Origin of the sequence: Kordia sp. (assembly GCF_022447245.1) — a bacterium.
Lineage (GTDB): Bacteria > Bacteroidota > Bacteroidia > Flavobacteriales > Flavobacteriaceae > Kordia.
Genome location: NZ_JAKVBC010000002.1, coordinates 35354 through 61902, shown reverse-complemented (window position 1 = coordinate 61902; position 26549 = coordinate 35354). Strand labels below are relative to the sequence as shown.

Here is a 26549-nt window from a genome sequence, read left to right as displayed (position 1 = left end):
TTTCGTATACAATAACGACTTTTAAGCTGCATTTTTTGACTTTATCAGCTTAATGATCATCAATCCGAGAGCGGCCAATCCAAATCCTCGGGTAATTCCCAATAAGTACGGAGAAATGTCCAGAAAGTATTCGGCAGTTTCTCCTGCAGCAACGACTAAAATCCCCATGAGGATTAATTTTCTGATTTCTTTTTTTGTAGAATTGTGCATGTGTATCAACTATTTCTTCAAAATTCCCAAATAGGCATTCCACGGGCCAACTTCGGTGCGGTATTGCTTTGCCATCACACGTGCTATTTGCGCAATATGCCCCAAATCGTGTACAACCCAGGTTGCCAAAAGCTGTTTTAAAGTAACAACTCCCAATTCGGGATGAATGCCTTCTCTTGAGAAATCATGTTCAGAAATTTTAAGTGTTTCCAATGCGGTTAAGTTTTTAGCTATCAGGATTTTAAATTCCTACAGTAAATCATGAATTGTTTTTCCAGCACTGTCATGTAGTTGTGCAAAGCGATCAAAAGGTTCAAAGGTTTTATCTGCTTTTTCAGACATAATTATAGAGACTCGAACGATCCAGTCTGTTTTCTCACCATGCACCAAATGTCCGATGATGTCATACGGACTCCACGTATTTTCTCCTTCATTATGTTGTAGCCATTCGCTCGACAAATCATGAAGCATCGTACTGAGTGTCAAAGGAGTTTGCCGTAATATTTCTATAGATTTTAAAATTTCAAACTGCATAGATTCCAAGGTACAACTTAATATTGAAAATTGTAGTGTTGATTTTAAGCAGAAATTCTAAACACTTAGCTTCAATTTTTTGACACTTAAGGTATTTTTCTAAAAAATGGTTCGTAAAAACTCCATCTTTGAAGTGTTATTAACCAACAAAAATGAATCCAGTAGCTATTGTATTTTTCATGACAGGGCGGAATCTGAAAAGCCTTTATTAAAGAGAGTAGGAAACTAAAATTTGAAAATTATGGACTTTACAAACTATTTTATTGCACCAGCGCAATTTGGACAGCCAGTTGTAAAAACAGGAGAAAAATTTTATAAAGCAACACGTTATGAAATCCAGGTGCCAAAAGGAGCTACATTAATTTTAAGTAGTCAACCTGACGGAAAAGGAGACGTTTTTGTAGATGATACTGTAACTCTGATTGCCAAAGAAGAATCAACAGTTTTAGCTACTTACGAACATGATTATAGTAATGGATGTAGTGGGAAAATTACGGGTACTGCACCAGTAGACTTAACACAACTTGATGGGTTTAATAAGTTGGGAGGAAAAACTATTGCAGTGGAAATTGTAATGAAAGACAAGTGTGGAGGTTTTATCTCAAGTAGCAACTATTATTTTTGTGTAGGAGCATAATACAAATAAAAAAATATCAGATTATTAGGTTATATTTCAATGGTGAAGAGTCGCTTGTGTACATGTTGCAGAGCGACTTTTCTTAGTAAAATGTGGTGTTGAAAATGAATTTGTAACCTTTTTGAAAGTCAAATTGTCCAATGAATGTGAATTCACAAATCAAATCAAAAAACAATTAAAACTTTTAAAAAATGAAACATTTACAAAAGATACTTCTCATAGTATGTATCAGCCTAATAAGTATCACATCAAGCGGACAAAATGAAGCAACTTATATTCAAAAAGTAAACGGCGAACAGGTAGAAGTCGCTGTTTTGAATAGACATATTGAACAACTCATGGATAGCTTGAAAATGCCAGGTTTGTCTATTGCTATTATCAATGATTCAAAACTTGCGTATCATCAAACCTTTGGTGTTTCCAACCTTGAAACTGAAAAAAAAATTACCACAACGAGTATTTTTGAAGGTGCTTCTTTATCCAAACCAATCTTTGCATATTTCGTATTAAAAATGGTTGACAAAGGCATTATTGATTTAGACGAACCTTTACACACGTATCTAGAACATCCCGGAATTGCTGAAAATTCTATAGAAAAATCCAAACTCATCACGGCACGAATGATTTTATCTCATAGTAGTGGTTTTCCAAACTTTAGCAGAGGACAAAAAGTAGAATTGCCATTTACACCCGGAGAAGGATTTGTCTATTCGGGAGAAGGCTATCAATATCTTGCGGCGATCATTGGCAAACTGCACAATGTAGGGTGGAAGGCTAAATTCAATGAAATCTTTGAAAAAGAAGTTACAAAGCCACTCGGAATGCAACATACTTCGTTTTTATGGAATGCATATTTAGCCGAAAATAAAGTCTATGGACATTTCAAAGGAAAACCAACCAAAAATGATCACGGGCAGTGGAGTGGAAAAACCTTCAACGCGTTTTCTAGTATTCATTCTGAAGCAAGTGAATATGCGAAATTTATCATTGCCATGCTCAAACGCGAAGGATTAAGTGAAGCAAGTTTTGACGAAATGCTACAGGCGCACAATCATTTTTCGGTTGACAATGAATTGCGGAAGGAAACTGGACAAACAGGTTGGGGATTGGGCTTTGCGCAAAAACCTACACCAAACGGACTGATGCATCTCCATACTGGGAACAATCACGATTTTCAAGCGTATACGATGTTTGTCCCAAAGCAACAATACGGGCTGGTTATTTTTACAAATTCAGACAAAATGCTACCTTTTATCCAGCAATTAGAAAGCATTTTAGGAGCACAATTTTAACAGATAAAATATGGAAACTACAGGAGATATTATCGTTATGACCAGCTTTGCACTGGGGATTGTCAGCATCGTTTTTATACTGGCACGCTACAATTACCTAATCAAAAAGGCAATGGTAGAAAGAGGTTTGACAGAGGGATTGGCGGCCGCAAAAACCCGCTATATAGATATTGGTTGTATCATTTTGGGCTTAGGTGTCGGAATGATTATTTCCTCATTTTTTACTGAACTTGATTTGGAGGAAGGAACGATGGAACTCATCGTGTGGGGCATCATTTTGATCTTTGGAGGTTTGGGTGTTGTAGGTGCACATTTTCTGCGAAAAAGAACCGAAAAATAAGCTTTGGATACCGATTTCGAGCTCATAAAAAAAATCAAAGAAGGCGATAGGTCTGTGTTTCGATATTTAGTAGAACGACACAAAGATGTATCGCTCTCATTGGCATGTTCTATTGTGAAAGATTCTGGCAAAGCAGAAGATGTATTACAGGAAGCATTTATCAAAGTATTTAAAAAACTAGACAGCTTTCAATTCAATGCAGCATTCACAACGTGGTTGTATCGAATCGTCATTAATACGAGTTACAATGCCATCAAAAAAGATAAAAATCGCTATCCGTTTTCACAAGAAGCGGAAGAGAAATTACAAAATACAGCAGACATTCCCATTGATAAGTTAAAAGCAAAAGATCAAAAAAAATACATCAATTTGGCATTAGAAAAATTGCGTCCAGATGAAGCGTTGGTATTGCGTTTATTCTATTTGTGTGAATTAAAAATCAGCGAAATTACAGAAAGTACAGGCTTTTCTATATCCAAAATAAAAGTAGATTTAAGTCGTGGGAGAAAAAATATAAACTTTCAACTCAGAAAACTATTAGGAACCGAAATAGACAATTTATTATGAAAGAAGAACAACTCAAATATTTGATACAGAAAAGTACGGTAGCTACTTCCGATGATTTTACAGACATGCTTATGCAGCAACTAGAAACCATCGAAGAAGTCAAACCTGTCCGCATCATTTCATTCCAAAAAATCATGCTGATAGCTATTGCAGGTTTGCTCTGTATCAGTTTTGTTGCTTACAAATACCTGGCACCTTTTTTAAGTGAGTTCTTTGGGAAAGTACAAATTTCAAAAACACCGATTTTCGCTGTGTGTCTACTATTGTGTTTACTCGGAGTAAATTATATACTGCTATTGCAGCAGAGTTATCGTAGGTTGAGCTGAGAAAATATAAAAACTAGACTGTCATTATTTGTGATTTAATTTTTTTCTATTTTTAGATTCCAATCTATATACATTATAACACTTGTGTTTCTGAATTTTTCACCAACATTCCCTTCTACATTTCCTTCAAGTATTATAGGTTTAGGTACATCAAGGTAGTTTTCAGAAATTTTGTATTGTATAAATTTACCTCTTAAATTCGGGAGTTCTTTGTTAGATATGCTTTTGAATATTTTCATTACGGCAGTAGAATTGGAAAATAAAGTTTCACTATGAGAAACCTGTGGAAGATAATTGATTATTGAAAAATTTAGGTCTTTTAAATAGTAATCGCTTATTGTAGATTTGAAAGTATTATTCCCTGAAAAGTCTGCGCTACCTTTAGTATATAGTTGAAGAGTTTTATTTATTTCTAAAGTTTTGTATACATCTTTCATAAATTCATTCATGGAATCTATAAAATCTTTTTCGGAACTCTCAATCGTAAATTTCCCAGCTTCAAATAAAAAAACTTTTTCCTTTTCAGGATTAAATAAATTTATTAAATAATATGTACCCTTTTTATTTTCAATTAGCTCTTTAGTTAATATTTTATCTACTTTATATTTACCTTCATTGTCTTCTAGTGAAGTTCGTAAAGATATTTCTAACTTGTCATACTTCAATCTTAACTCACTTTTCAAAGAGTTTGGATTGTTTACAAAAAAATAGGGTATCAGAAAAAACAGTAGGATTAGAATAAATAATAGGATTATAATTAATCTTATTATTTTATTTTTTTATTTGACATATATGTAATGAATTTCAATAAATGTACGAAAAATAATAATGCTTCATTTTAAAATTATATATATCTAGAATCTAGACTAAATAAATTCATATTTTATTATGTATTAAAATCACTTTTAAATCTGCTATCAACTTCTTTTTCTAATGAGGCCAAACATATGCTCAAAACCAATACCTATATAGGTTCTATCTTTATTTATTTGAAATACAGGAGACAGCGAAAGTCCATAATGTCGCGTAAAAGGAAATTCTATTTTGGGACTAATCACAAAGCTTATGGTATTATAATTATACGTGTCCCAGGTGTAATTGTCAGAAAATAAAAACGTGCCTTCAACACTTTGCCAGTTTTCAGGAAGACTAATTGTTGAGAAGCCAACACCAACCGACAAATTCATTCGAATCGTTCCTTTCGGATTCATCTTATAAATTCTGCCAGCCGTCACCTGAAAAGTTTTTATATTATCATACGGATTTGCCAACCCAAACGATAATGCTCTTCCCAGTCCAATATTAAAATCATCTGGTTCGGAATCAGCACTACGAGCGCGGACATTATATTCTAATCGAAATGAATACTTTTCCTGATAGGTGTAATTAAGTCCAAAATTAGCGCCAAAATAATTTCCAACATCAAGTCCCATAGTTCCATAAATAGCATGATTTTCAGAAAATTGTGCATGCGCTGTATGTGTGCCTATCGCAAATAATAATCCTAATAAGAGTTGTTTCATAAGGCAATATACTAAGTTTTTGACTGTACTTTTAAACAAGCTACATCTTTTTAAAATACACATATGTTGATGCTTACGTAAAAGTAGCTGTTCAAATTAATTTTTCTTTTAAACCTATAACGTATATAAAATTACAACGTGACATTTTTATTTCAAAAACACAAAAAAGCCGCTTCCATAGCAACAGAAGCGGCTTTTGTAATATATAACTAAGCTCAGAATTTTACAATCCGAAAACTGTTTTTACGTTGTCTACGTAGTCTAATTTTTCCCAAGTAAATAACTCAACATCTAGTGTTTTGCTTTCTCCATTTGGAGTAACAAATGTCTTAGAAACTACTTCGTTTTTACGTCCCATGTGTCCGTAAGCAGCAGTTTCGCTATACATTGGTGAACGTAATTTTAAACGACTTTCAATCGCAGCAGGACGCATGTCAAATACTTCCTTTACTTTTTCAGCAATTTCCCCATCTGTTAAATCAACTTTTGCAGTTCCATACGTATCTACAAAAATCCCCATAGGCTCTACAACTCCAATTGCATATGAAACTTGTACTAAAATTTCATCAGCAACTCCAGCCGCAACTAAGTTTTTTGCTACGTGACGTGTTGCATACGCAGCACTTCTATCTACCTTACTTGGATCTTTTCCAGAGAATGCTCCACCACCGTGAGCACCTTTTCCTCCGTAAGTATCTACAATAATTTTTCTACCTGTTAATCCAGTATCTCCATGTGGTCCCCCAATTACAAACTTTCCGGTTGGATTGATGTGATACTTGATGTCATCTCCAAATAATGCTTGAATCTCTGGCTTCAATTTTGCTTTTACACGTGGAATTAAAATGTTTACGATATCTTCACGAATTTTAGCTAACATTACTTCGTCACTTTCGTCAAAATCATCATGCTGAGTCGAAATTACAATGGCTTCAACTCTTGAAGGTACATTGTCATCATTATACTCAATAGTTACCTGACTTTTTGCATCTGGACGTAAATATGTAATCTCTTTATATTCTCTACGTAAAGCGGCCAATTCAATCAACATTAAATGTGACAAATCTAAAGCTAAAGGCATTAAGTTTTCAGTCTCTTTCGTAGCATATCCGAACATCATACCTTGATCACCAGCTCCTTGCTCTTCTTTTGTCTCTCTATCAACACCTCTATTAATGTCTTCTGATTGCTCGTGAATAGCCGATAATACACCACAAGAGTTTCCATCAAACATGTATTCGCTTTTCGTGTATCCAATTTTGTTAACTACTTCTCTAGCAATCTTTTGAACGTCTAGATATGTGTTAGATTTTACTTCTCCAGCCAAGATAACTTGACCTGTAGTTACCAACGTTTCACAAGCTACTTTTGACTCAGGATCGAATGCTAAAAAGTTGTCAATTAGAGCATCAGAAATTTGATCTGCTACTTTGTCTGGATGTCCTTCTGAAACCGATTCAGAGGTAAAAAAATATGACATAATAAATCTTCTTTTAAAAATTATAAATGATAAGAAAAATAAAAAGAGATTGCTTTGTCGTCTAAAGGAGCAGAAAATTACTGCTTTAGCATTTTTTAATTCCTTGATAAATTCAAGAATTGAGGTTGCAATCAGTTCAAATTTTTCCTCAAAACAGGTGCAAATGTATAAAAATATGATTACATACAAGCAACAAAAAATAGAATTTTATAGGAAGTGTGAAAAACTGTTAAAAATGATTTATTTTAAAAAACATTTGGAAATTAAATAATTATGACTTTACCTTTGTACCAAACAAAAACGAAATATGTTTATTAAAGTTTCAAGTATGATGTGTTGTATGATGTGTAGCAGAAATGCCGCAGAGGACAACTATTGTATTTAGCTAACTATAAGAAAGCATTCAATAATATTAAGCCTCTGCAATTGCAGAGGCTTTTTTCATGATTATATTTTAAGTTAATTTTTTTCAAAAACCAATGAGTAAAATTTTTCAAATAGTAGCAATCGAAATGACAATGACAATTTGTTGTTGTATGATGGCTATGTGCATGATGTGCTGTAGTCAAGCTTGCTATTATCGAAAAGTTCCAGATAAATACTAACCCATTTATCACTTTATAAAAAAGGTCCTTTTGGTAATAGATATCCAAAAGGGCCTTTTTTTATTGGTTGACAAATCAAACTCACGAATTCACAAAAAAACATATACAAAAAACGAATCAACAGATTAACGAAATAACAAACACAAACACATAAAAACCAAAAAAATGAGTACACAACAATTCGCAACAAAAGCTTTACATTCAGGACACGAAACTACCCAAAATGGGGGGACAAGAGCAGTGCCAATTTATCAATCAACAGCGTATGTATTTAATAATTCTGATCATGCGTCTAACTTATTTGCCTTAGCAGAACCAGGCAATATTTACACAAGAATTAATAATCCAACGAATGATATTTTAGAACAACGATTGGCTGATTTGGAAGGAGGAATTGCAGCAGTAGTAACCGCTTCAGGAACTTCAGCAATAGCAACAACATTGCTAACGTTATTACGAGCAGGCGATCATATTGTAGCTTCTAATAGTCTGTATGGAGGAACGTATAACTTACTAAATGTAACTTTACCAAGACTCGGAATTACAACAACATTTGTTGATCCAGCGGAAGCAAACGGTTTCACTGATGCAGTACAAGAAAACACAAGAGCCGTTTTCATTGAGTCACTAGGAAATCCAAAATTAGATGTACTAGACATTGAAGCGATTTCAGCACAAGCACAAGCAAACAAAATTCCACTCATCGTCGACAATACGATTGCCACTCCTTACTTATTGAATCCTATCAAACACGGTGCAAATATTGTCATTCATTCACTCACAAAATACATTAACGGAAACGGAACAGCCTTAGGTGGTGCTATCATTGATGCAGGAACATTTGACTGGACCAACGGAAAGTTTCCAGAATTTACAGAACCATCTGCAGGATACCACGGATTAATATACAGCGAAGCTTTAAAAGAAGCGGCGTTCATAGCTAAAGTTCGTATCGAAGGATTGCGTGATTTTGGTTCAGCGTTAAGTCCATTCAATGCATTTCAAATCATTCAAGGATTAGAAACACTGCCAATTCGAATCAAACAACACAGTGAAAATGCACTAGAACTCGCAACGTGGTTACAAACACAAGAAGCTGTAGCTTGGGTAAATTATCCAGGATTAGAAACTAGCAATTACAAAGCATTGGCTGAAAAATACTTACCAAAAGGGCAAAGTGGAATTGTAACTTTCGGAATCAAAGCAGGTTATGAAGCCGCAAAACGCATTGCAGATGAAACAAAAGTATTCTCACTTTTAGCAAATATTGGAGATACAAAATCACTCATCATTCATCCAGCAAGTACAACGCATCAGCAATTGACGGAAGCACAACAAGCATCAACAGGTGTAACACAAGATCTAATTCGTTTGTCGGTAGGATTGGAAAATGTTGAAGATTTGAAAACAGATTTACAAACGGTATTTGACAAAATAACTGCAGGAATTCCAGCATCATAAAGAAGCTATTTTGAGACAGAAAATGACACATATCAGCATTTCAGACTTCTTTACCGAAAGCGGTGCGTACTATCCAAACTTAAAGTTGAGTTATCAGTTGGTTGGTTCGGATAGTGCAGATGCGCCGATTGTATTGGTAAATCATGCGTTGACAGGAAACTCAGAAGTTACAGGTGAAAATGGTTGGTGGAATAGTTTGATTGGCAAAGGAAAATGTATTGATACTAACGAATTTAAAATTTTAAGCTTTGACATTCCTGGCAATGGTTATTCAGAAGAAACAGGTTTGATTGAGTTTTATAAAGATTTTGTGGCAAGAGATATTGCAAAAATCTTTATTCGAGGTTTGGAAAATTTAAATATCACCACACTTTTTGCCGCAATTGGAGGATCATTAGGAGGCGGAATTGCTTGGGAAATGGCAGTTTTAGAACCAAATTTGATTCAAAACTTAATTCCGATTGCTTCCGATTGGAAATCTACCGATTGGTTAATTGCAAACTGTTTTTTGCAAGAACGTATTCTGGAAAATTCGAGAAATCCAATTGAAGATGCACGCATTCATGCCATGTTATGCTACAGAACGCCTTTCTCTTTTAAAGTAAAATTTCAACGAACAAAACACAAAGAAAAAGAATTGTTCAATGTAGAAAGTTGGTTAGTACATCACGGAAAAAAATTGCAAGAACGCTATCAATTGGCAGCATATAAACTGATGAATCAATTATTAAAAACCATTGATATTACTAGAGGAAGAGAAACTTTAGAAGCAGTAGCTTCAAAAATTACTGGAAACATTCACATTATAAGTATTAACAGTGACATCTTTTTTTCACCTGATGAAGATATAGAAACCTTCAGACGATTAAAACGTGTCAAAGAAAACGTATATCACGACGAAATTCAGTCCATTCACGGACACGATGCATTTTTAATAGAATATGGGCAATTAAGTCTATTGCTAAGAAACATATTTCAAGTTCAAAAATCATCCATATAACAACATAATGCTATGAAGATTTTAAAATTTGGAGGGAAATCTCTCGCTAACGGGAAAGGAATCAAAAAGACGATTCAAATCATAAAAGAAAAAGCAACACAACAAGAAAACATTGCTGTTGTATTGTCTGCACGCGGAAATGCTACAGACGAATTATTGGAAATGTTAGAGAAAGCAATCAATAAAGAATCATATCACGAACAATTAATGGCATTCAAAGCCTATCAGAGTCAAATAGACCGTTCGTTAGATTTTACAGAAGAATTCACAACGCTCGAAAACTTATTTCAAGGAGTTTCTTTATTAGGTGATTACAGTGAGAAAATAAAGGATCAAATTGTATCACAAGGAGAATTGATTTCTGCAAAGTTAGTAACTAGTTTGCTTAAAAAAGAAGGTGTAAATGCACATTTTACGGATACAAGAAACTTAATAAAAACCGACGATTCTTTTGGAAATGCACGTCCGTTAGATGTCATCTCAAGAAAAAATATAATCAATCATTTCAAGTCGTACAACGGAACTACGGTAAACATCGTAACAGGTTTTATCGGTTCTAACCAAAATAATGAAACGACGACTTTGGGCAGAAATGGAAGCAATTATACGGCAGCTTTATTGGCGAATTTTTTAGATGCAGAAGAATTGCAAAATTACACTCATGTAGATGGAATTTTTACTGCCAATCCCGATTTAGTGGCTGATGCGCGAAAAATTGAAGAACTATCGTTCAACGAAGCAAACGAATTGGCAAACTTTGGCGCTAACATTCTACATGCAAAAACGATTGTTCCATTAATTGAAAAAAATATTCCGCTTCGAATACTGAATACATTCAATACGAATGATGAAGGAACCATTATTAAGCAAAAAACCAAGTCAAAAGGGATCAAGTCAATCTCTGTCTTAGACAATGTGGCGTTGATTAATTTAGAAGGAAGAGGTTTATTGGGAAGAGTAGGTGTAGATGCCCGAATATTTAAAACGCTAAGTGAAATTGATATCAACGTAAGCATCATTTCTCAGGGTTCTTCTGAACGAGGAATTGGTTTGGTTATAGATGCAGAAAAAGCTTCTGAAGCGATTATAGCACTGGAAAGAGAATTTGAAAATGATTTCTACACCAAAGATGTAAACAAAATTTCAGTGATTGATGATGTTACGGTTATTTCAATTATTGGGCAAGATTTGAGTGAATTCCACAAGCCATATAATGCATTGATCAAAAATCAAATTATTCCGATTCTATTCAATAATACAGTTTCAGGAAAAAATGTGAGTGTAGTGGTAAAAGAATCAGAATTGCACAAAGCTATCAATGTAATTCACGGACAAATTTTCGGAGTTTCTAAAAAAATAAACATCGCAGTCTTTGGTAAAGGTTTGGTTGGAGGCACATTGCTCGATCAAATTATACAAAGCAAAAAAGACATATTAGACAAAAATAACATCCGACTAAATGTGTTCGCAGTTGCGGATTCACAACATGTATATTTAGACAAAAATGGTATTTCTGATGACTGGAAAGAAACATTTCCAAAAGAAAAAGTGGCATATACATTACAGCAAATCATCGATTATGCAAAAAATCATCACTTAGAAAATTTAATTGCGGTTGATACTACTGCCAGCAAAGATTTTATACATAATTATATAAGTTTAGTTAATAATGGCTTCGATTTGGTTTCGGCAAACAAGATTGCAAACACAGTTGAGTACTCATTTTATGATACGTTGCGAACAGAACTGAAAAAGCATCAGAAAAATTATTTGTACGAAACCAATGTAGGAGCTGGATTGCCATTAATTGATACAATAAAATTATTGCACAAATCCGGAGAGAAAATCAATAAAATTCGCGGTGTATTTTCAGGTTCATTAAGTTATATATTCAATACGTTTTCTGTGGAAGATGTGGAGTTTAGCACAGTTTTACAACAAGCTGGAGAAAAAGGATACACAGAACCAGATGCACGTGAAGATTTATCTGGAAATGATGTGGCGCGTAAATTGTTAATCCTTGCCAGAGAATTAGAGTTACGCAAAGAATTCTCAGACATCACAATTCAAAACCTATTGCCAGCACATTTACAGGCGATCAGTTTACAGCAGTTCAACAAAAATGTCACAGACTTAGATCAAACCTACAAACTCATCAAAGCCAACCAGCAAAAAGATCATGTATTGCGTTATGTAGGCGATTTGTCAACGGAAACGGGAATCCTAGAAGTTAAACTAATTTCAGTTCCAAGCAATAGTGCTTTGGGACAAATAAAAGGATCCGATTCTATTTTCGAAATCTATACAGAAGCCTACAAAGAACAGCCGTTAGTAATTCAAGGAGCAGGAGCAGGAGCAGCCGTAACGGCAAGAGGAGTTTTTGGAGATATTTTACGTTTAACGGAAAAGCTTTGATGGATGAAGTCTATATGTTAAAAAATAACGAATAAACAAGTCAACAAATTAACAAACAGATGCATAGCGCTCTACACAAACAAACAACAAAAAAGAAAAAATGAATTCACAATATATAGAAACACAAGCGATTCGAACACAAATCGAACGTACTGCTTTCTTAGAACATTCCAATCCGTTATACCTAACGTCAAGTTTTGTATTTGAAGATGCGGAAGATATGCGCTCTTCCTTCGCGGAAGAAAAAAAGCGTAACATTTATAGCCGATTTACCAATCCAAACACTTCCGAATTTGTATCAAAAATCTGCAAATTGGAAGGCGCGGAAGATGGCTATGCCTTTGCAACCGGAATGTCTGCAGTATTTTCAACTTTTGCAGCTTTGCTCAACAGTGGCGATCATATTGTGTCTTCTCGATCCATATTTGGTTCTACCAATAGCTTATTTACCAAATTTCTGCCGAAATGGAATATTGAAACAAGCTATTTCAAAGTCAATGAAGTTGATAAAATAGAAGCATTGATACAACCAAATACAAAAGTGTTATATGCAGAATCACCTACGAATCCTGCGGTTGATATTTTAGATTTACAAGTATTAGGAGACATTGCCAAAAAACACAATCTTATCTTTATAGTAGACAACTGTTTTGCAACGCCTTATTTACAAAATCCAATACAATTTGGAGCTGATTTGGTCATCCATTCTGCTACCAAATTGATTGATGGACAAGGACGTGTATTAGGAGGTGTCACTGTTGGTCGTGCCGATTTGATTCGTGAAATCTATCTGTTTTCTAGAAATACAGGACCAGCCTTATCGCCATTCAATGCGTGGGTTTTATCAAAAAGTTTGGAAACGTTGGTAGTACGTGTAGAACGTCATTGCTAAAATGCATTTAAAGTAGCAGAATTCTTGGAAAAACATCCAAAAGTAAATTGGGTAAAATATCCGTTTCTGCCATCGCATCCGCAATATGAAACAGCTAAAAAACAGATGAAGCTTGGAGGAAATGTAGTTTCGTTTGAAGTAAAAGGTGGCGTTGATGCCGGAAGAACATTTTTAAACACTATAAAACTCTGTTCTTTATCAGCAAATTTAGGTGATACGCGCACTATTGTAACGCATCCAGCATCTACGACGCATAGTAAACTGTCTGTGGAAGATCGTTTGGAAACAAGCATCACTGACGGACTCATTCGTGTGTCGGTTGGACTCGAAAATGTAAATGATATCATTGAAGATTTGAATCAAGCTTTAGGTAACTAACAATTTAGGTCTGAAATTTTATCACTGTAACACTTTTTAACTAAAAAATGTATCTCTTACTTAAAAAAAAGAAATACATTTGCTAAATAATCTAGTAAGTCTATAGGATAATAGTATTATAATTGAATTGAAATGATTTTAAATCAAATAATTAGAAACAAAAGTGATTACAGAACCGATATCAGTTCTGAAAAACCGTTGCGAAGTTTTTTAAAATCAATCAGTTGGAGAATCGTAGGAACATTAGATACAATTCTGATCTCTTGGTTGGTTACAGGAACTTTGGAAATGGCATTTACCATAGGATCCATAGAAATGATTACAAAAATGATCTTATACTTTTTTCACGAACGATTGTGGAACATTATAAAATGGGGCAAATAAAATGAGTTTAGATATAACACAAATTAACAACGAATTAAACGGTAAATCTCCAGAAGAGATTGTCTTATGGGCAATTGCACAAGGAGGAAAGTCGGTTGTAACAACAAATTTCAGACCGTACGAAGGTGCCATTTTGCATGTTTGTACACAAGTAAAACCATCAATTGATGTCATATGGTGCGATACAGGATACAATACACCAAACACCTACCGACATGCAGAAGATTTAATACAATTATTAAAACTAAAAGTGGATTTATACGTGCCAAAACAAACAACGGCGCATAGAGATATTGTCTTAGGAATTCCAGATGTAGATGATGAAAAACATAAACTTTTTACAGAACAAGTAAAGTTAGAACCTTTCAAACGTGCAATGGATTTTCACAAGCCAACAATTTGGTTTACCAATCTTAGAAAAGGGCAAACTGTATTTAGAGATTCTATTGATATTGTATCACAAGGAAAAGATGGAGTTTTAAAAATAAGCCCTTTTTATCATTGGTCTGATGCTGAATTGGATAGTTATTTAGAAACACATCAAATTCCAAATGAATTCAAATATTTCGATCCTACAAAAGTATTAGCGAACCGAGAATGTGGACTGCATTCCTAACTGAACAAGAAATGACTCAAAACGTATTACAAACAAATATATTAGAAAGCGAAGCTATTTATATTTTTAGAGAAGTAGTTGCGCAATTTGAAAAGCCTGTCTTGTTATTTTCTGGTGGAAAAGATTCTATTACGTTGGTACGATTGGCACAAAAAGCCTTTTTCCCTTCTAAAATTCCGTTTCCGCTATTACATATCGATACAGGACACAATTTTCCTGAAACGATTGCCTTTCGTGACAAACTTGTTGAAAAACTAGGTTTAGAATTGATTGTGAGAAATGTGCAAGACAATATAGATGCAGGAAAAGTAACGGAAGAAACCGGAAAATATGCCAGTAGAAACATGTTACAAACAGAAACTTTATTAGATGCAATTGAAGAATTTGGTTTTGATGCATGTATTGGTGGCGCAAGACGCGATGAAGAAAAGGCACGAGCAAAAGAACGTATCTTTTCTGTACGAGACGATTTTGGACAATGGGACGAAAAAAATCAGCGTCCAGAAGTATTTGATATGCTCAATGGGAAAATCAATTTAGGACAGAATGTACGCGTATTCCCAATATCAAACTGGACAGAATTAGATGTGTGGAGCTATATTGAAAAAGAGCAAATAGAAATTCCTTCGATTTATTTTGCACACACACGAGCCACCTTTTTAAGAGACGGACTCATCTGGTCAGCAGATGATGAAGTTGTCTACAGAGAAGAAGATGAAAAAATAGAAGAACGTGTGATTCGATTTAGAACTGTTGGAGATATGAGTTGTACTGCAGCAGTACTTTCCAATGCGTATGACATTGCTTCGGTAGTGCAAGAAATACGACAATCAACCATCTCTGAACGCGGAGCACGAATAGATGACAAACGCTCAGAAGCAGCGATGGAAAAAAGAAAACAACAAGGATATTTCTAAAATTTTGCTTTTAGCTATTGGCAATCATGTCTTAGTTAACAAAAAAACAGATTCACAAATCAACAAAAGAAGAAGTCAGAAGATTAAATGATAAATGTTGAGTTTTAAAAGTAGCAGTATACATACGAACACCAAAACCCAACACCTAACATCCAACAACAAAATGGACGTACTAAAAATAGCCACAGCAGGAAGTGTCGATGATGGAAAAAGTACCTTAATTGGGAGAATTCTGTACGATACACAGTCACTTACAGATGACAAACTAGAAGCGATAGAACGCAATAGCAAACGAAAAGGTTTTGATTATTTAGACTTTTCGCTAGCTACTGATGGATTAGTAGCCGAACGTGAACAAGGAATTACAATTGATGTTGCACACATATACTTTTCTACACAAAACAGAAGTTATATTATTGCTGATACACCAGGTCATGAAGAATATACCAGAAACATGGTAACTGGAGCATCAACGTCACAAGTAGCTATTATTTTAGTTGATGCACGAAAAGGTGTGATTGAACAAACGTCACGTCACTTTTATATCAACAATTTATTACGTGTCAAAGACATTGTATTTGCAGTCAATAAAATGGATTTGGTCGATTATTCTGAAGAAAAATATCTTGCGCTATTTGATGAAATTCAAGCTTTGGTTGCCAAAACAACCTATAAAGAACAGAACATTACATGTATTCCAGTAAGTGCATTACAAGGTGATAATGTAGTAGCAAAATCTTCGAATATGACTTGGTATTCAGGAAAAACATTGGTAGAACACTTAGAGCAAATTCAACCGCAAGATGTGTATGAAGAAGCGCAAACACGTTTTCCAATACAAACCGTAATTCGACCAAAAACATCAGAATATCATGATTTTAGAGGATATGCAGGGAAACTATACGGAGGAGATATTGCTGTTGGAGATGAAGTCACAATATTACCTTCTGGAACACAATCGACAGTAAAAGAAATCTTTTTCTACGATCAAAAATTTGAAAAAGCAGGAAGAGGAAGTTCATTAACACTGACGCTTACAAATGATGTCAATGTAAGTAGAGGCGACATGATTGTAAAAACCTCAGAACAACCAAAAGTTGAAAAAGAATTGAGTGCTACTATTTGTTGGATGGACAAAAAGCCACTGAGACCCAATACTAAATACAGTTTACAACATGGAGTCAACAATGTATTGGCAAAAATAGTGGATGTTGAAACGATAGAAGAAGCCAATTTTTCTGAGGAAAAAACGGCAGTATCACAATTACAACTCAATGAAATTGGAGAAATTCAATTAAAACTAAGCAAGCCGTTATTCTTTGATAGTTACAAAAAGAACAAATATAATGGAGGCTTTATTTTGATCGATTTACAATCAAACACAACAGCAGGAGTTGGATTTATCAAATAAAATATACAAATAGAAGACAATATGATCAACTTTTCGAATAAACATATAATGAACTGCACTTGCATGTGTTGTAAAAACATTTTTCTCAAAACAAAAGGAACATGACGTAGATACGTATACCATATTTTAAAATATAAGTCCTTTTGAAACAGATTTCATAAGGACTTTTTTAATATCAAAGATCAAATGCAAAGCTTTAGAACAGAAATAGAAAATTCAGTAGTTGAAAAAGATATCATCGAATTGGAACAAAAAATCCGCTTATTCAAAGAAGGAAAAGTCGATGAAGAAAAATTCCGTAGCCTCCGATTGGCGAGAGGAGTTTATGGACAACGTCAACATGGTGTACAAATGATTCGCATCAAATTACCGTATGGAAAAGTGAGCAGTGCGCAATTGCATAGAATAGCAGATGTTGCTGATGAATATTCAACAGGAAGGTTACACATTACGACGCGACAAGACATTCAAATTCACTATGTAAGTCTAGACCGAACTCCAGAATTGTGGGCACAATTAGAAAGGGATGATATTACACTGCGTGAAGCGTGTGGAAATACGGTGCGAAATATAACGGCAAGCGCCACTGCAGGAATTGATATTGACGAACCGTTTGATGTATCACCTTACGCAGATGCAGTTTTTAAATTCTTTCTAAGAAATCCGATCTCGCAGGAAATGGGAAGAAAATTTAAAATATCGTTCTCAGCAACTGATGAAGATACAGCGCTAAGTTATATTCATGATTTGGGATTCATCGCTAAAATTCAAGATGGAATTCGTGGTTTTAAAGTGCTATTAGGTGGCGGATTAGGCTCGCAACCAAGACATGCAGATGTACTTTATGAATTTTTACCGACAGATGAAATCATTCCGTTAACAGAAGCCGTATTGCGTGTATTTGATCGTCATGGAGAACGTGCTAAAAGAGGAAAAGCACGTATGAAATTTCTAATCAAAGATTTAGGCTTAGAAGCATTTGTTGAATTGATTGACGCGGAACGAAAAGCACTATCAAACATGAAAGTTTTCATAGAGACAAAATCTTTTGAAGTGGCGCCAACATTTCAAAATTTAGAAACTGAAACGGTAGCTATTGAAGATACAGAAACCTTTGAAGCCTGGAAACAAAGCAATATCATTCCACAAAAACAAAAAGGATTAGTTGCCATTGGGATCCGAGTACCTTTAGGAGATTTCTACACGGATAAAGCACGTGAATTAGCCGATTTAATCAAAGCCTATGCTGCGGACGAATTGCGATTTACTCTGCGACAAAACATACTGATTCGTCACGTAAAAGAAGAATTAGTACCTATTTTCTATCAAAAACTAAAAGCCTTAGGCTTTACAAAAATTGGCTATAACAAACTCGTAGATATTACAGCGTGTCCAGGGACAGATACCTGTAACTTAGGAATTGCAAGTAGTACAGGAATTGCTACAGAACTAGAAAAAGTGATTGCTGCTGAATATCAAGAATTTGTCACCACAAAAAACATTACTATCAAAATAAGTGGTTGTATGAATGCATGTGGACAACACAATATGGCAGAAATTGGTTTTCAAGGAATGACAATAAAATCGGGGAAACTTTTGGCACCAGCGCTACAAATCTTATTAGGTGGTGGTGTTGTAGGAAATGGGCAAGGACGTTTTGCAGACAAGGTTTTAAAAATTCCAAGCAAGCGCGGACCAGAAGCATTGCGAAGCATCTTAAATGACTTTAAAGAAAATGCATTACAAGAAGAATCATTTGCTGCATATTATCAACGAAAAGAAAAAATATACTTCTATAATTTCCTAAAACCGTTATCAGATAGTACAGAATTGAAGGAAGATGATTTTATTGATTGGGGAAATGAAGTTCCGTATATAAAAGCTGTTGGAATTGGAGAATGTGCTGGCGTTGTGATTGATTTGGTAGAAACGCTCTTATTTGAAAGTGAAGAAAAAATCACAAATGCAACAGAAGCTGTAAAGAATCAATTATACAGTGATGGTATTTATCATGCCTATGCTGCGATGGTAAATGCAGCAAAAGCAATCTTACTTTCTGAGCAGCAAAAAACAAATTCGCATGCGGCAATCATTAAACAATTTGATGAGGTATTTGTTGCCACAAAAAAAATAAGCATGCAAAGTGATTTTTCAACATTGATCTATCAAATGCAAAACAATGCGCCAAGTGAAGCTTTCGCAAAAAAGTACCTAAATGATACTATTTGGTTTGTTGATCAACTCAAAAAATACAGAAAGGAGGAGTTGACACATGCATAAACCAAAGCTAACAGTATTAGGAGCTGGACCTGGTGATATAGAACTGATTACACTAAAAGGAATTCGAAATTTAGAAGCGGCAGATGTAGTATTATATGATGCTTTGGTCAATAGAGAATTACTCGATTTTGCACCAAAAGCTAAGCATATATTTGTAGGCAAACGCAAAGGATTTCATCGCTACAGTCAAGAAGAAATCAACGAATTAATTGTAAAAAACGCCTATGAATTTGGACATGTAGTTCGTTTAAAAGGTGGTGATCCTTTTGTTTTTGGACGTGGCGCAGAAGAAATTGAATTTGCAAAACACAATGGACTTGAAACCAATGTAGTATCAGGCATAACGTCAGCAGTTGCAGTGCCAGCTTCTGTTGGTGTTCCATTGACAAAAAGAGGAATTTCTGAAAGTTTCTGGGTTATCACGGGAACAACTTCGGCTCGTAAACTATCACAAGATGTAGCGCTTGCAGCACAATCTTCGGCAACGGTTGTCATTTTAATGGGAATGAGTAAACTTTCAGAAATTGTGAGTCTATTTCAAATTGCAGGAAAGCAAAAAATGCCAGTCGGAATCATTCAAAACGGAACTACAGACAATGAAAAATCTGTATTTGGAAATGTCGATTCTATTCTTGAAAAAGTAAAAGAAAAAAACATTGCAGCACCAGCCATAATTGTTATCGGTGAAGTGGTCAATGAAGCAGTTGCAAACATTCAAACATATCAAACAACACAAAAAGAACTGATTTCAATACGAGCAGCAATATAACTATGGAAAAAAACGAATTATATCCAATATTTTTAAAGGTTCAGCAATTACAAGTGTTATTTGTTGGTGGAGGAAATGTAGGACTTGAATAACTAAGTTTCTTATTAAAATCGAGTCCTAATGCACAAGTATCATTGGTGGCGCCTTCTATAAAAGATGAAATTAAAAATTTAGCAACATTACATACTACAGTAACATTGATTGAAGATGAATTTTCGAACGATTATCTGAATGAAAAGCATATTGTTATTGCAGCTACGGACGATCAAATAGTAAATCTGAATATATTTTTAGAAGCCAAACGCAGACACTTACTGGTAAATCTGGCCGATCAACCGCAGTACTGTGATTTTTATCTAGGAGGAATTGTTACAAAAGGAAATGTCAAAATTGCCATTTCTACCAATGGGAAATCTCCAACAACAGCAAAACGTTTGCGTCAATTTTTTGAGCAAATTATCCCAGATAGCATTGATGAATTTGTGAAAAACCTTCATACATATCGCAAACGACTCAATCAAAATTTTGAACAAAAAGTAGATACGCTCAATAAGCTAACAGAAAGTTTATTGCAAGAACAAATAGAAAACTAAGAATAAAAAAGTTAAATAAAAGTGAGGTGATTTAGAATCACGCCTCATATCTCAATACTAAAAGCAAAAATGATACAAACAGATTTATTAATTATAGGAGCAGGACCAACGGGACTTTTTACCGTATTCGAAGCTGGTTTATTAAAACTAAAAACACATTTAATTGATGCATTGCCACAACCTGGTGGACAATGTGCAGAAATATATCCTAAAAAACCAATCTATGATATTCCTGGTTTTTCAGAAATATTAGCAGGCGATTTGGTCAAAAACCTACTCAAACAAATTGAATCTTTTGAGCCAGGATTTACCTTAGGTGAACGAGCAGAAACGCTTGAGCGCTTAGAAGATGATACCTTTATCGTAACTACTAACAAAGGAACAAAACACGCGGCCCCAGTAGTTGTAATTGCAGGTGGTTTGGGGTCTTTTGAACCTAGAAAACCTCCAATTGCAGAAATTGAAAACTATGAGGGTAAAGGTGTAGCTTACATCATTCGTGACCCTGAAATATATCGAGACAAAAAAGTGGTCATCGCTGGTGGGGGTGATTCTGCGCTAGATTGGACAATTTACTTAGCAGAAATTGCTAGCGAAGTAACTTTAATACATCGTAGAAATGAATTCAGAGGCGCATTAGATTCTGTAGAAAAAGTACAGGAACTTCGTAATTTGGGTAAAATCAACCTGATTACACCTGCTGAAATTAGACAGCTTCACGGAGAAGAGCATTTAACGGCAGTTACGATTACTAAAAAAGGAGAAGAGCCAATACTTCTAGAAACGGATCATTTTATTCCATTATTTGGATTATCACCAAAATTAGGGCCTTTAGGAAATTGGGGATTGGATATTGAAAAGAATGCCATCAAAGTAGATAATTCGTATGACTATCAAACCAATATTCCAGGTGTATATGCTATTGGAGATGTAAATACATATAAAGGAAAACTAAAATTGATACTTTCTGGATTCCATGAGGCAGCTGTAATGTGTCAAAGTGCATATCAACGTATCAATCCTGGGAAAAAATATGTAATGAAATATACAACAGTTTCAGGTGTAGAAGGATTTGACGGATCAAAAAAAGAAGCCAAAAAAGAAACGGTTCAAGCGATCTTTTGATTATTAGATATACTACAATTACTTACGAAAATGAAGTGATTGTTTTCCTAAAAAAGGCAAATGTACATTTGCCTTTTTTGTTCTAATTATAAGTTTTAATTTCTCTCAATAAAAGAATTAAACAATTAATAGTGTGTGCTGATATATGTAGGTTTAAATTTCATAAAAAGTAGTCTTTATGAGTGTTTAAAATGTAATTACCTAAATGATAGTGAGATGTGTTTTGTTTTCAAGTAGTTTGATAGGATTTTGGTTTCGACGAAATGTATGAAAACAAGGGTGAAATGCGTTTATCGAAAGTTGAATGAAAAGATATATTTCATAATTTCATTATGATAAAATAGCCCAACTTCCAAAACCCCGAATCATGAGAACACCAATTTTGTTAATACTATTCCTTACTTTCTCTCTTATTTCTGAGATTCAAGCCCAATGTAATGGAATTGGAAGAATCCAATGTTCAACGCCAGCTCCAACAGTTATAGGAAACAGCATCAGCTGTACACCTCCTGCAAACCAAGGTGGTAGAAGAAACTTTGAAGTAACCAATATGATCGCTGGAAGTACATACAGACTATCAAATTGTGGGTCTGGATATGACACACAAATGACAGTAAGAGATGAGGCAGGAAATTTTGTTGCATTCAATGATGATAATGGCCCAGCTTGTGGAGGATTTGCCGCCTCTATCGATTTTACACCAACAACTACAGGCAATTATCGAATTCATTTAAACAGATACAATTGCGCAACTGCTAACAACCTTAATGGGGATATTGTAGTAACTCTACTTTCAGTTACTTCAGGACCAGCAAATGATGATTGTGGGTCGGCTACATCTTTAAGCGTAAGTCCAACAAGTACTTGTGTAACACTAGTAAATGGTGACACTTCAACTGCTACACAAAGTATCGCTGCTATTAGTTGCAATGGCTATACAGGAAATGCAGATGACGATGTTTGGTATAGTTTTGTGGCAACAGCAACAGAACATGATATCACTGTAACACCAGGGACACTTAATGACTTGGTGGTAGATTTACGTTCAGGTTCTTGTAATGGAACTAATATAGATTGCGCAGACGCTACTGTTGGATTAAACGCAGAAATTATAAACGCTACTGGTTTAACTATAGGTAATACGTACTATGTGCGCGTCTACAGTTATGGAGGTGGAGCAAATTCAGGGACTTTTGATATCTGTGTAACAACGCCAGTTATTTTGCCTGGACCATGCCAACCCACAACAGATACACCAGATACAATGTACATAGATGAGGTTGCCTTTTTAGGAGCCTTAGAAGATGTAACTAATGCTGGAACAGGATTTAGTTCGGGATATCAAGATTTTACTGGATTGGCAACCAAAGCTAGGCAGGTAGAAGGAGAAGGTATAAATGTATATGTAGAAGCACCATTCAGATGTGCTTGGAAAGCTTGGGTTGATTGGGATGGAGATGATGTATTTGATGAGTCTACAGAAAAAGTCTATGACTCTAACAATATCTCTACAACGTCAACTACGTTTGGATTTGTGATTCCACTAGGAACTGCTGCAGGAGATTATAGAATACGTATTAGAAATTACACAGGGTTTGATTACTTTATATTTGACTACAATAATTCATACGACTTTGATTCCTGTGAAAATTTTCAAGATACTGGTATTACAATTGATCGCTTGGGAGAAGCTGAAGATTACTTCTTTACAGTAGAGCCTTTCTGTGATGCACTGATTGATACCATTACAGATGGAGAAACTTGTGGTGCAGGAACGGTTAACTTATCGGTAACTGGTACAGGAACTCCTTCTGTTATGGAATATCGTTGGTATGATGCAGAAACAGGAGGAAGCTTAGTAGCAACGACAGTTACTGGTAATTGGACGACACCATCCATATCATCGACAACTACGTATTATGTTACGGCGTACAATGGTACTTGCGAATCATGGGTAAGAGAACCAATAGTCGCAAAATTTAATTCGATACCAACGGTTAATATTACACCTGATGTTTCGAGTAGAGTAGTATGTGGAGAAAATGATATGTTAGAAATTTCAGTTTCAGGAGATGTGGAAGATGTATTGTTGATAGACGAGGATTTTGAATCTGGAGGATTAGGCGTATTTAGCAATATTGTATTAAATGACAACGGGGCAACTATCAATGCTAGAAGTGCATGGCAAAACCAAACCAGTACATTTGTTCCTTCAGAAGAAGTATGGTTTCCAGCCATTTCTTCAGGATTTGGAAATGATCAGTTTGTAATATGTAATTCGGATGTTGGAGCAGACGGTTTAGGAAATTCATATATCACTCACAATGCACTACAATCAACAACTTCTTATGATACCACCGATTTTGTAAATCTAACATTTAGTTTTGATTGTTATTATTCACATTATTTAGATGATGGAATAGGTGGTGCAGATGATTACTTTACCGTAGAAGTTTCAACTGACGGCACCAGCTGGACGGCAATCACAGCAGATATCATTGCAGATGTGGGAATCGGGACAAAGTTTGACAATCTTTCCTATGACATATCAGCATATATCAATCAGCCAACACTAAGCGTACGTATTCGTTACTATGCTTTGTGGGCAGATGGTATTGCAATAGATAACATACAACTAATAGGAGACAAGGATGTAACTGCTGTAGATTGGACAACCACACCAGCAAATATTATTGACCTGTATGTTGATACAGATAATGATAACATCGGAGATACACCTTATGTATCGGGAAGTCATGAAACAGTATATGCTATGCCAACATTGGCACAGTTAGAAGAGTCAAATTATTCCTTTACCATTGATGCAAACCTAGCCAATGGATGTGGAGCGGTAAGCACTAGTTTTGATGTAATTAACAATACCAGAGTCTTTGATAGTGCCGCTGACGCATGGGGTGTCGCCGCAAACTGGGCACAAAATGTAGTACCAACCTCAGATGATTGTGTAATTATTAAAGACAATGGACTTACAATAGATACGGAAGCCACAGGTAACGGATTGGCTCGAAACATTACCGTAAAAAATGGAGCAACACTAGAACTTGCCACAGGTTCTTCAATCACAGTCACCGACTGGATTAGTGTAGAGAGTGGAGGAACACTACATGTAAGAGATGGTGCAAACCTGATTCAAGTAACGGATGTAGTATCCAACAACAATACAGGAGATATTAACATGGATCGTATGGCTGTAGGGGTAAACAACTTTGATTATATATACTGGTCATCACCAGTAGCAAATTTTGATGTTGCTGATGTTTCTCCAGGAACAAATCCAGGATTAATATTTCAATGGCAACCAACGGTATCAGGTAATGGATTAGGTAACTATGGAGAATGGCAAAGTGCTTCTGGAGTTATGGGAGCAGGAAACGGATACATTATTCGAGGCATCTCAGGAACAAGCATAGCTAATACAGCAGAATTTGATGGAGTGCCAAACAACGGAATCATCAATACGACAGTAACCAGAGGAACTTATACAGGAGTTGATTATCCAGGAGCAGGAGGAACTAATGCTACGGCATTAGATGACAACTGGAACTTAGTAGGAAATCCATATCCTTCAGCAATCTCAGCAGATGCCTTTATCGCAGCAAATGCTTCGGTGATTACTGATGATACGAGTCCATCCACTATCACAGGAACGGTTTATTTGTGGAGACATTTAAGTGCTCCAAGCAATGCTTATGGCGACCCTTTTTACAGTGATTATCTTTATAATTACAATGAAAACGATTACATTCAGTACAACAGTACAGGATCAAATCCAATCGGATTCAATGGAAACATTGCAGCAGGACAAGCCTTCTTTGTATTAATGGATGATGCGGCACCAGCTAGTACAACGATTCAGTTCAACAATTCAATGCGTGGAGTAGCGTATACAAATGATCAATTCTACAGACCAAGTGATGATGGAGGTATAGAATTAGAATACAACAGTGAAAGTGCAACGACAACGATAGAAAAACATAGAATTTGGTTAGATATTATTTCACCAGACAATTCCGCAGCATCTTTGTTAATAGGATACATCACAGGTGCATCAAATGAACAAGATCGTCTTTTTGATGGAGATAATCTGAGTGATGCTCCAACACATATTTATTCATTGATTGGAGAAGAAAAAATGACAATTCAAGGAAGAGCTGTTCCTTTTGAGGAAGAAGATGTAGTTTCGCTAGGAGTTAAAATTGCACAAGATGGAAATTATACCATAGCAATCAATGCGCTTGATGGACTATTTGAAACTACAGACCAGAAAATTTATTTGGAAGACTTGTATACGAGTACGCTTCATGACTTAAAACTAACGCCGTATGACTTTTATTCAGAAGCAGGAGACTTTGAAGATCGTTTTGTGTTAAGATATCTCGATATAAATGCAAGTAATCTAAGTGTTGATGAATTCAACTCCAATGCAGGGATTGTGATTACCACAAGCGAAAACAAAATTAAAGTGCATGCGTATCAAAGTCAAATAGCAGACATTATAATCTATGATATTCTTGGAAAGCGTTTGATAGTTCGTAAAAACATTAGTGAAGAAGTATATGATATAACCAATCTAAGACCGACAAACAGTGCGTTGATTGTAAAAGTGATCTTAGAAAATGGAAAACAAAAAATTCAAAAAGTCATTTACTAAGTAATTATAAGCACTTACAAAAAAAGCACTCTTCAGAAATAAATGAAGGGTGTTTTTTATTTTTAGGACAAAAAAAGTCTTGTTAGTAAATACAACAACTCAAAACACACATAAATACGGGT

General features: G+C 35.1%; 22 protein-coding genes and 2 pseudogenes. 18 read left to right on the top strand and 6 right to left on the bottom strand.

The features are described from left to right. Positions 1–21 precede the first annotated feature (21 nt). From MK119_RS01630 to MK119_RS01620, 3 genes are read right to left on the bottom strand one after another with little or no spacing between them, the layout of a single operon-like run. Positions 22–168: a hypothetical protein gene (locus MK119_RS01630; RefSeq protein ID WP_290670034.1), complete on the bottom strand. Its 147-nt coding sequence runs from the start codon at positions 166–168 to the stop codon at positions 22–24. 51 nt (positions 169–219) lie between these two features. Further along, positions 220–423 carry a hypothetical protein gene (locus MK119_RS01625; RefSeq protein ID WP_290670032.1) on the bottom strand — a complete coding sequence of 68 codons (204 nt, stop codon included), beginning with the start codon at positions 421–423 and terminating at the stop codon, positions 220–222. A gap of 36 nt (positions 424–459) precedes the next feature. Continuing rightward, entirely contained in the window at positions 460–744 is a 285-nt protein-coding gene (locus tag MK119_RS01620; RefSeq protein WP_290670030.1) for a hypothetical protein, read from the bottom strand. A 241-nt stretch (positions 745–985) separates the two neighbouring features. Here MK119_RS01620 and MK119_RS01615 point away from each other — a divergent pair, with 241 nt between their 5' ends. The 5 genes from MK119_RS01615 to MK119_RS01595 all read left to right on the top strand — a co-directional run bounded on the left by MK119_RS01615 (position 986) and on the right by MK119_RS01595 (position 3906). Beyond that, positions 986–1381, top strand: coding sequence for a hypothetical protein (locus tag MK119_RS01615; RefSeq protein WP_290670028.1), 396 nt, complete (start codon positions 986–988; stop codon positions 1379–1381). A gap of 191 nt (positions 1382–1572) precedes the next feature. Then, the gene (locus tag MK119_RS01610; RefSeq protein ID WP_290670026.1) at positions 1573–2673 is read left to right on the top strand and encodes a serine hydrolase domain-containing protein; all 1101 of its coding nucleotides are present in this window, start codon (positions 1573–1575) and stop codon (positions 2671–2673) included. A gap of 10 nt (positions 2674–2683) precedes the next feature. Next, positions 2684–3013, top strand: coding sequence for a hypothetical protein (locus tag MK119_RS01605; RefSeq protein ID WP_290670024.1), 330 nt, complete (start codon positions 2684–2686; stop codon positions 3011–3013). Positions 3014–3016: 3 nt separating this feature from the next. Then, entirely contained in the window at positions 3017–3580 is a 564-nt protein-coding gene (locus tag MK119_RS01600) for an RNA polymerase sigma factor (RefSeq protein ID WP_290670022.1), read from the top strand. Next, complete coding sequence (locus MK119_RS01595) at positions 3577–3906, top strand: hypothetical protein (protein ID WP_290670020.1); 330 nt, start codon at positions 3577–3579, stop codon at positions 3904–3906. Before MK119_RS01600 ends, MK119_RS01595 begins: the two co-directional genes overlap by 4 nt. A gap of 35 nt (positions 3907–3941) precedes the next feature. On the opposite strand, the gene MK119_RS01590 is transcribed toward MK119_RS01595, so the two are convergent. The 3 genes from MK119_RS01590 to metK form a co-directional block, all read right to left on the bottom strand. Beyond that, complete coding sequence (locus MK119_RS01590) at positions 3942–4589, bottom strand: hypothetical protein (RefSeq protein WP_290670018.1); 648 nt, start codon at positions 4587–4589, stop codon at positions 3942–3944. A gap of 234 nt (positions 4590–4823) precedes the next feature. Continuing rightward, positions 4824–5429 carry a hypothetical protein gene (locus tag MK119_RS01585; RefSeq protein ID WP_290670016.1) on the bottom strand — a complete coding sequence of 202 codons (606 nt, stop codon included), beginning with the start codon at positions 5427–5429 and terminating at the stop codon, positions 4824–4826. A 223-nt stretch (positions 5430–5652) separates the two neighbouring features. Continuing rightward, positions 5653–6909 (bottom strand): methionine adenosyltransferase, encoded by a 1257-nt coding sequence (metK, locus tag MK119_RS01580; protein WP_290670014.1) that lies wholly within the window; start codon positions 6907–6909, stop codon positions 5653–5655. 770 nt (positions 6910–7679) lie between these two features. Between metK and MK119_RS01575 the strand changes: the two genes are divergently transcribed. The 13 genes and pseudogenes from MK119_RS01575 to MK119_RS01515 all read left to right on the top strand — a co-directional run bounded on the left by MK119_RS01575 (position 7680) and on the right by MK119_RS01515 (position 26427). Further along, positions 7680–8975 (top strand): O-acetylhomoserine aminocarboxypropyltransferase/cysteine synthase family protein, encoded by a 1296-nt coding sequence (locus MK119_RS01575; protein ID WP_290670012.1) that lies wholly within the window; start codon positions 7680–7682, stop codon positions 8973–8975. A gap of 22 nt (positions 8976–8997) precedes the next feature. Next, positions 8998–9975, top strand: coding sequence for an alpha/beta fold hydrolase (locus tag MK119_RS01570; RefSeq protein WP_290670010.1), 978 nt, complete (start codon positions 8998–9000; stop codon positions 9973–9975). Between the two features lie 12 nt (positions 9976–9987). Continuing rightward, positions 9988–12390 carry a bifunctional aspartate kinase/homoserine dehydrogenase I gene (gene thrA, locus MK119_RS01565; RefSeq protein ID WP_290670008.1) on the top strand — a complete coding sequence of 801 codons (2403 nt, stop codon included), beginning with the start codon at positions 9988–9990 and terminating at the stop codon, positions 12388–12390. Between the two features lie 100 nt (positions 12391–12490). Beyond that, positions 12491–13660 (top strand): annotated as a pseudogene (locus MK119_RS01560) (aminotransferase class I/II-fold pyridoxal phosphate-dependent enzyme). Positions 13661–13792: 132 nt separating this feature from the next. Next, positions 13793–14044: a DUF2061 domain-containing protein gene (locus tag MK119_RS01555; protein WP_290670007.1), complete on the top strand. Its 252-nt coding sequence runs from the start codon at positions 13793–13795 to the stop codon at positions 14042–14044. A 1-nt stretch (position 14045) separates the two neighbouring features. Continuing rightward, positions 14046–14660 carry a phosphoadenosine phosphosulfate reductase family protein gene (locus MK119_RS01550; protein ID WP_290670004.1) on the top strand — a complete coding sequence of 205 codons (615 nt, stop codon included), beginning with the start codon at positions 14046–14048 and terminating at the stop codon, positions 14658–14660. A gap of 11 nt (positions 14661–14671) precedes the next feature. After that, entirely contained in the window at positions 14672–15577 is a 906-nt protein-coding gene (cysD, locus tag MK119_RS01545) for a sulfate adenylyltransferase subunit CysD (protein ID WP_290670002.1), read from the top strand. A gap of 163 nt (positions 15578–15740) precedes the next feature. Continuing rightward, positions 15741–16988, top strand: a complete 1248-nt coding sequence (locus MK119_RS01540; protein ID WP_290670001.1) for a GTP-binding protein — start codon at positions 15741–15743, stop codon at positions 16986–16988. 186 nt (positions 16989–17174) lie between these two features. Then, positions 17175–19268, top strand: a complete 2094-nt coding sequence (locus MK119_RS01535) for a HEPN domain-containing protein (RefSeq protein ID WP_290670000.1) — start codon at positions 17175–17177, stop codon at positions 19266–19268. Further along, positions 19261–20037 (top strand): uroporphyrinogen-III C-methyltransferase, encoded by a 777-nt coding sequence (gene cobA, locus MK119_RS01530; protein ID WP_290669998.1) that lies wholly within the window; start codon positions 19261–19263, stop codon positions 20035–20037. Before MK119_RS01535 ends, cobA begins: the two co-directional genes overlap by 8 nt. A 2-nt stretch (positions 20038–20039) precedes the next feature. Further along, positions 20040–20630 (top strand): annotated as a pseudogene (locus tag MK119_RS01525) (bifunctional precorrin-2 dehydrogenase/sirohydrochlorin ferrochelatase). Positions 20631–20699: 69 nt separating this feature from the next. Then, positions 20700–21755, top strand: a complete 1056-nt coding sequence (locus MK119_RS01520; RefSeq protein ID WP_290669994.1) for an NAD(P)/FAD-dependent oxidoreductase — start codon at positions 20700–20702, stop codon at positions 21753–21755. A 367-nt stretch (positions 21756–22122) separates the two neighbouring features. Further along, complete coding sequence (locus MK119_RS01515) at positions 22123–26427, top strand: GEVED domain-containing protein (protein WP_290669992.1); 4305 nt, start codon at positions 22123–22125, stop codon at positions 26425–26427. The last annotated feature ends 122 nt before the right edge of the window (positions 26428–26549 follow it).

Bases quoted from the DNA above. Each gene is read 5' to 3' on its own strand.
- MK119_RS01630 (WP_290670034.1), bottom strand. From the start codon at position 168: ATGGGGATTTTAGTCGTTGCTGCAGGAGAAACTGCCGAATACTTTCTG.
- MK119_RS01620 (WP_290670030.1), bottom strand. From the start codon at position 744: ATGCAGTTTGAAATTTTAAAATCTATAGAAATATTACGGCAAACTCCT.
- MK119_RS01615 (WP_290670028.1), top strand. From the start codon at position 986: ATGGACTTTACAAACTATTTTATTGCACCAGCGCAATTTGGACAGCCA.
- MK119_RS01610 (WP_290670026.1), top strand. From the start codon at position 1,573: ATGAAACATTTACAAAAGATACTTCTCATAGTATGTATCAGCCTAATA.
- MK119_RS01605 (WP_290670024.1), top strand. From the start codon at position 2,684: ATGGAAACTACAGGAGATATTATCGTTATGACCAGCTTTGCACTGGGG.
- MK119_RS01595 (WP_290670020.1), top strand. From the start codon at position 3,577: ATGAAAGAAGAACAACTCAAATATTTGATACAGAAAAGTACGGTAGCT.
- MK119_RS01585 (WP_290670016.1), bottom strand. From the start codon at position 5,429: ATGAAACAACTCTTATTAGGATTATTATTTGCGATAGGCACACATACA.
- metK (WP_290670014.1), bottom strand. From the start codon at position 6,909: ATGTCATATTTTTTTACCTCTGAATCGGTTTCAGAAGGACATCCAGAC.
- MK119_RS01575 (WP_290670012.1), top strand. From the start codon at position 7,680: ATGAGTACACAACAATTCGCAACAAAAGCTTTACATTCAGGACACGAA.
- MK119_RS01570 (WP_290670010.1), top strand. From the start codon at position 8,998: ATGACACATATCAGCATTTCAGACTTCTTTACCGAAAGCGGTGCGTAC.
- thrA (WP_290670008.1), top strand. From the start codon at position 9,988: ATGAAGATTTTAAAATTTGGAGGGAAATCTCTCGCTAACGGGAAAGGA.
- MK119_RS01555 (WP_290670007.1), top strand. From the start codon at position 13,793: ATGATTTTAAATCAAATAATTAGAAACAAAAGTGATTACAGAACCGAT.
- MK119_RS01550 (WP_290670004.1), top strand. From the start codon at position 14,046: ATGAGTTTAGATATAACACAAATTAACAACGAATTAAACGGTAAATCT.
- cysD (WP_290670002.1), top strand. From the start codon at position 14,672: ATGACTCAAAACGTATTACAAACAAATATATTAGAAAGCGAAGCTATT.
- MK119_RS01540 (WP_290670001.1), top strand. From the start codon at position 15,741: ATGGACGTACTAAAAATAGCCACAGCAGGAAGTGTCGATGATGGAAAA.
- MK119_RS01535 (WP_290670000.1), top strand. From the start codon at position 17,175: ATGCAAAGCTTTAGAACAGAAATAGAAAATTCAGTAGTTGAAAAAGAT.
- cobA (WP_290669998.1), top strand. From the start codon at position 19,261: ATGCATAAACCAAAGCTAACAGTATTAGGAGCTGGACCTGGTGATATA.
- MK119_RS01520 (WP_290669994.1), top strand. From the start codon at position 20,700: ATGATACAAACAGATTTATTAATTATAGGAGCAGGACCAACGGGACTT.
- MK119_RS01515 (WP_290669992.1), top strand. From the start codon at position 22,123: ATGAGAACACCAATTTTGTTAATACTATTCCTTACTTTCTCTCTTATT.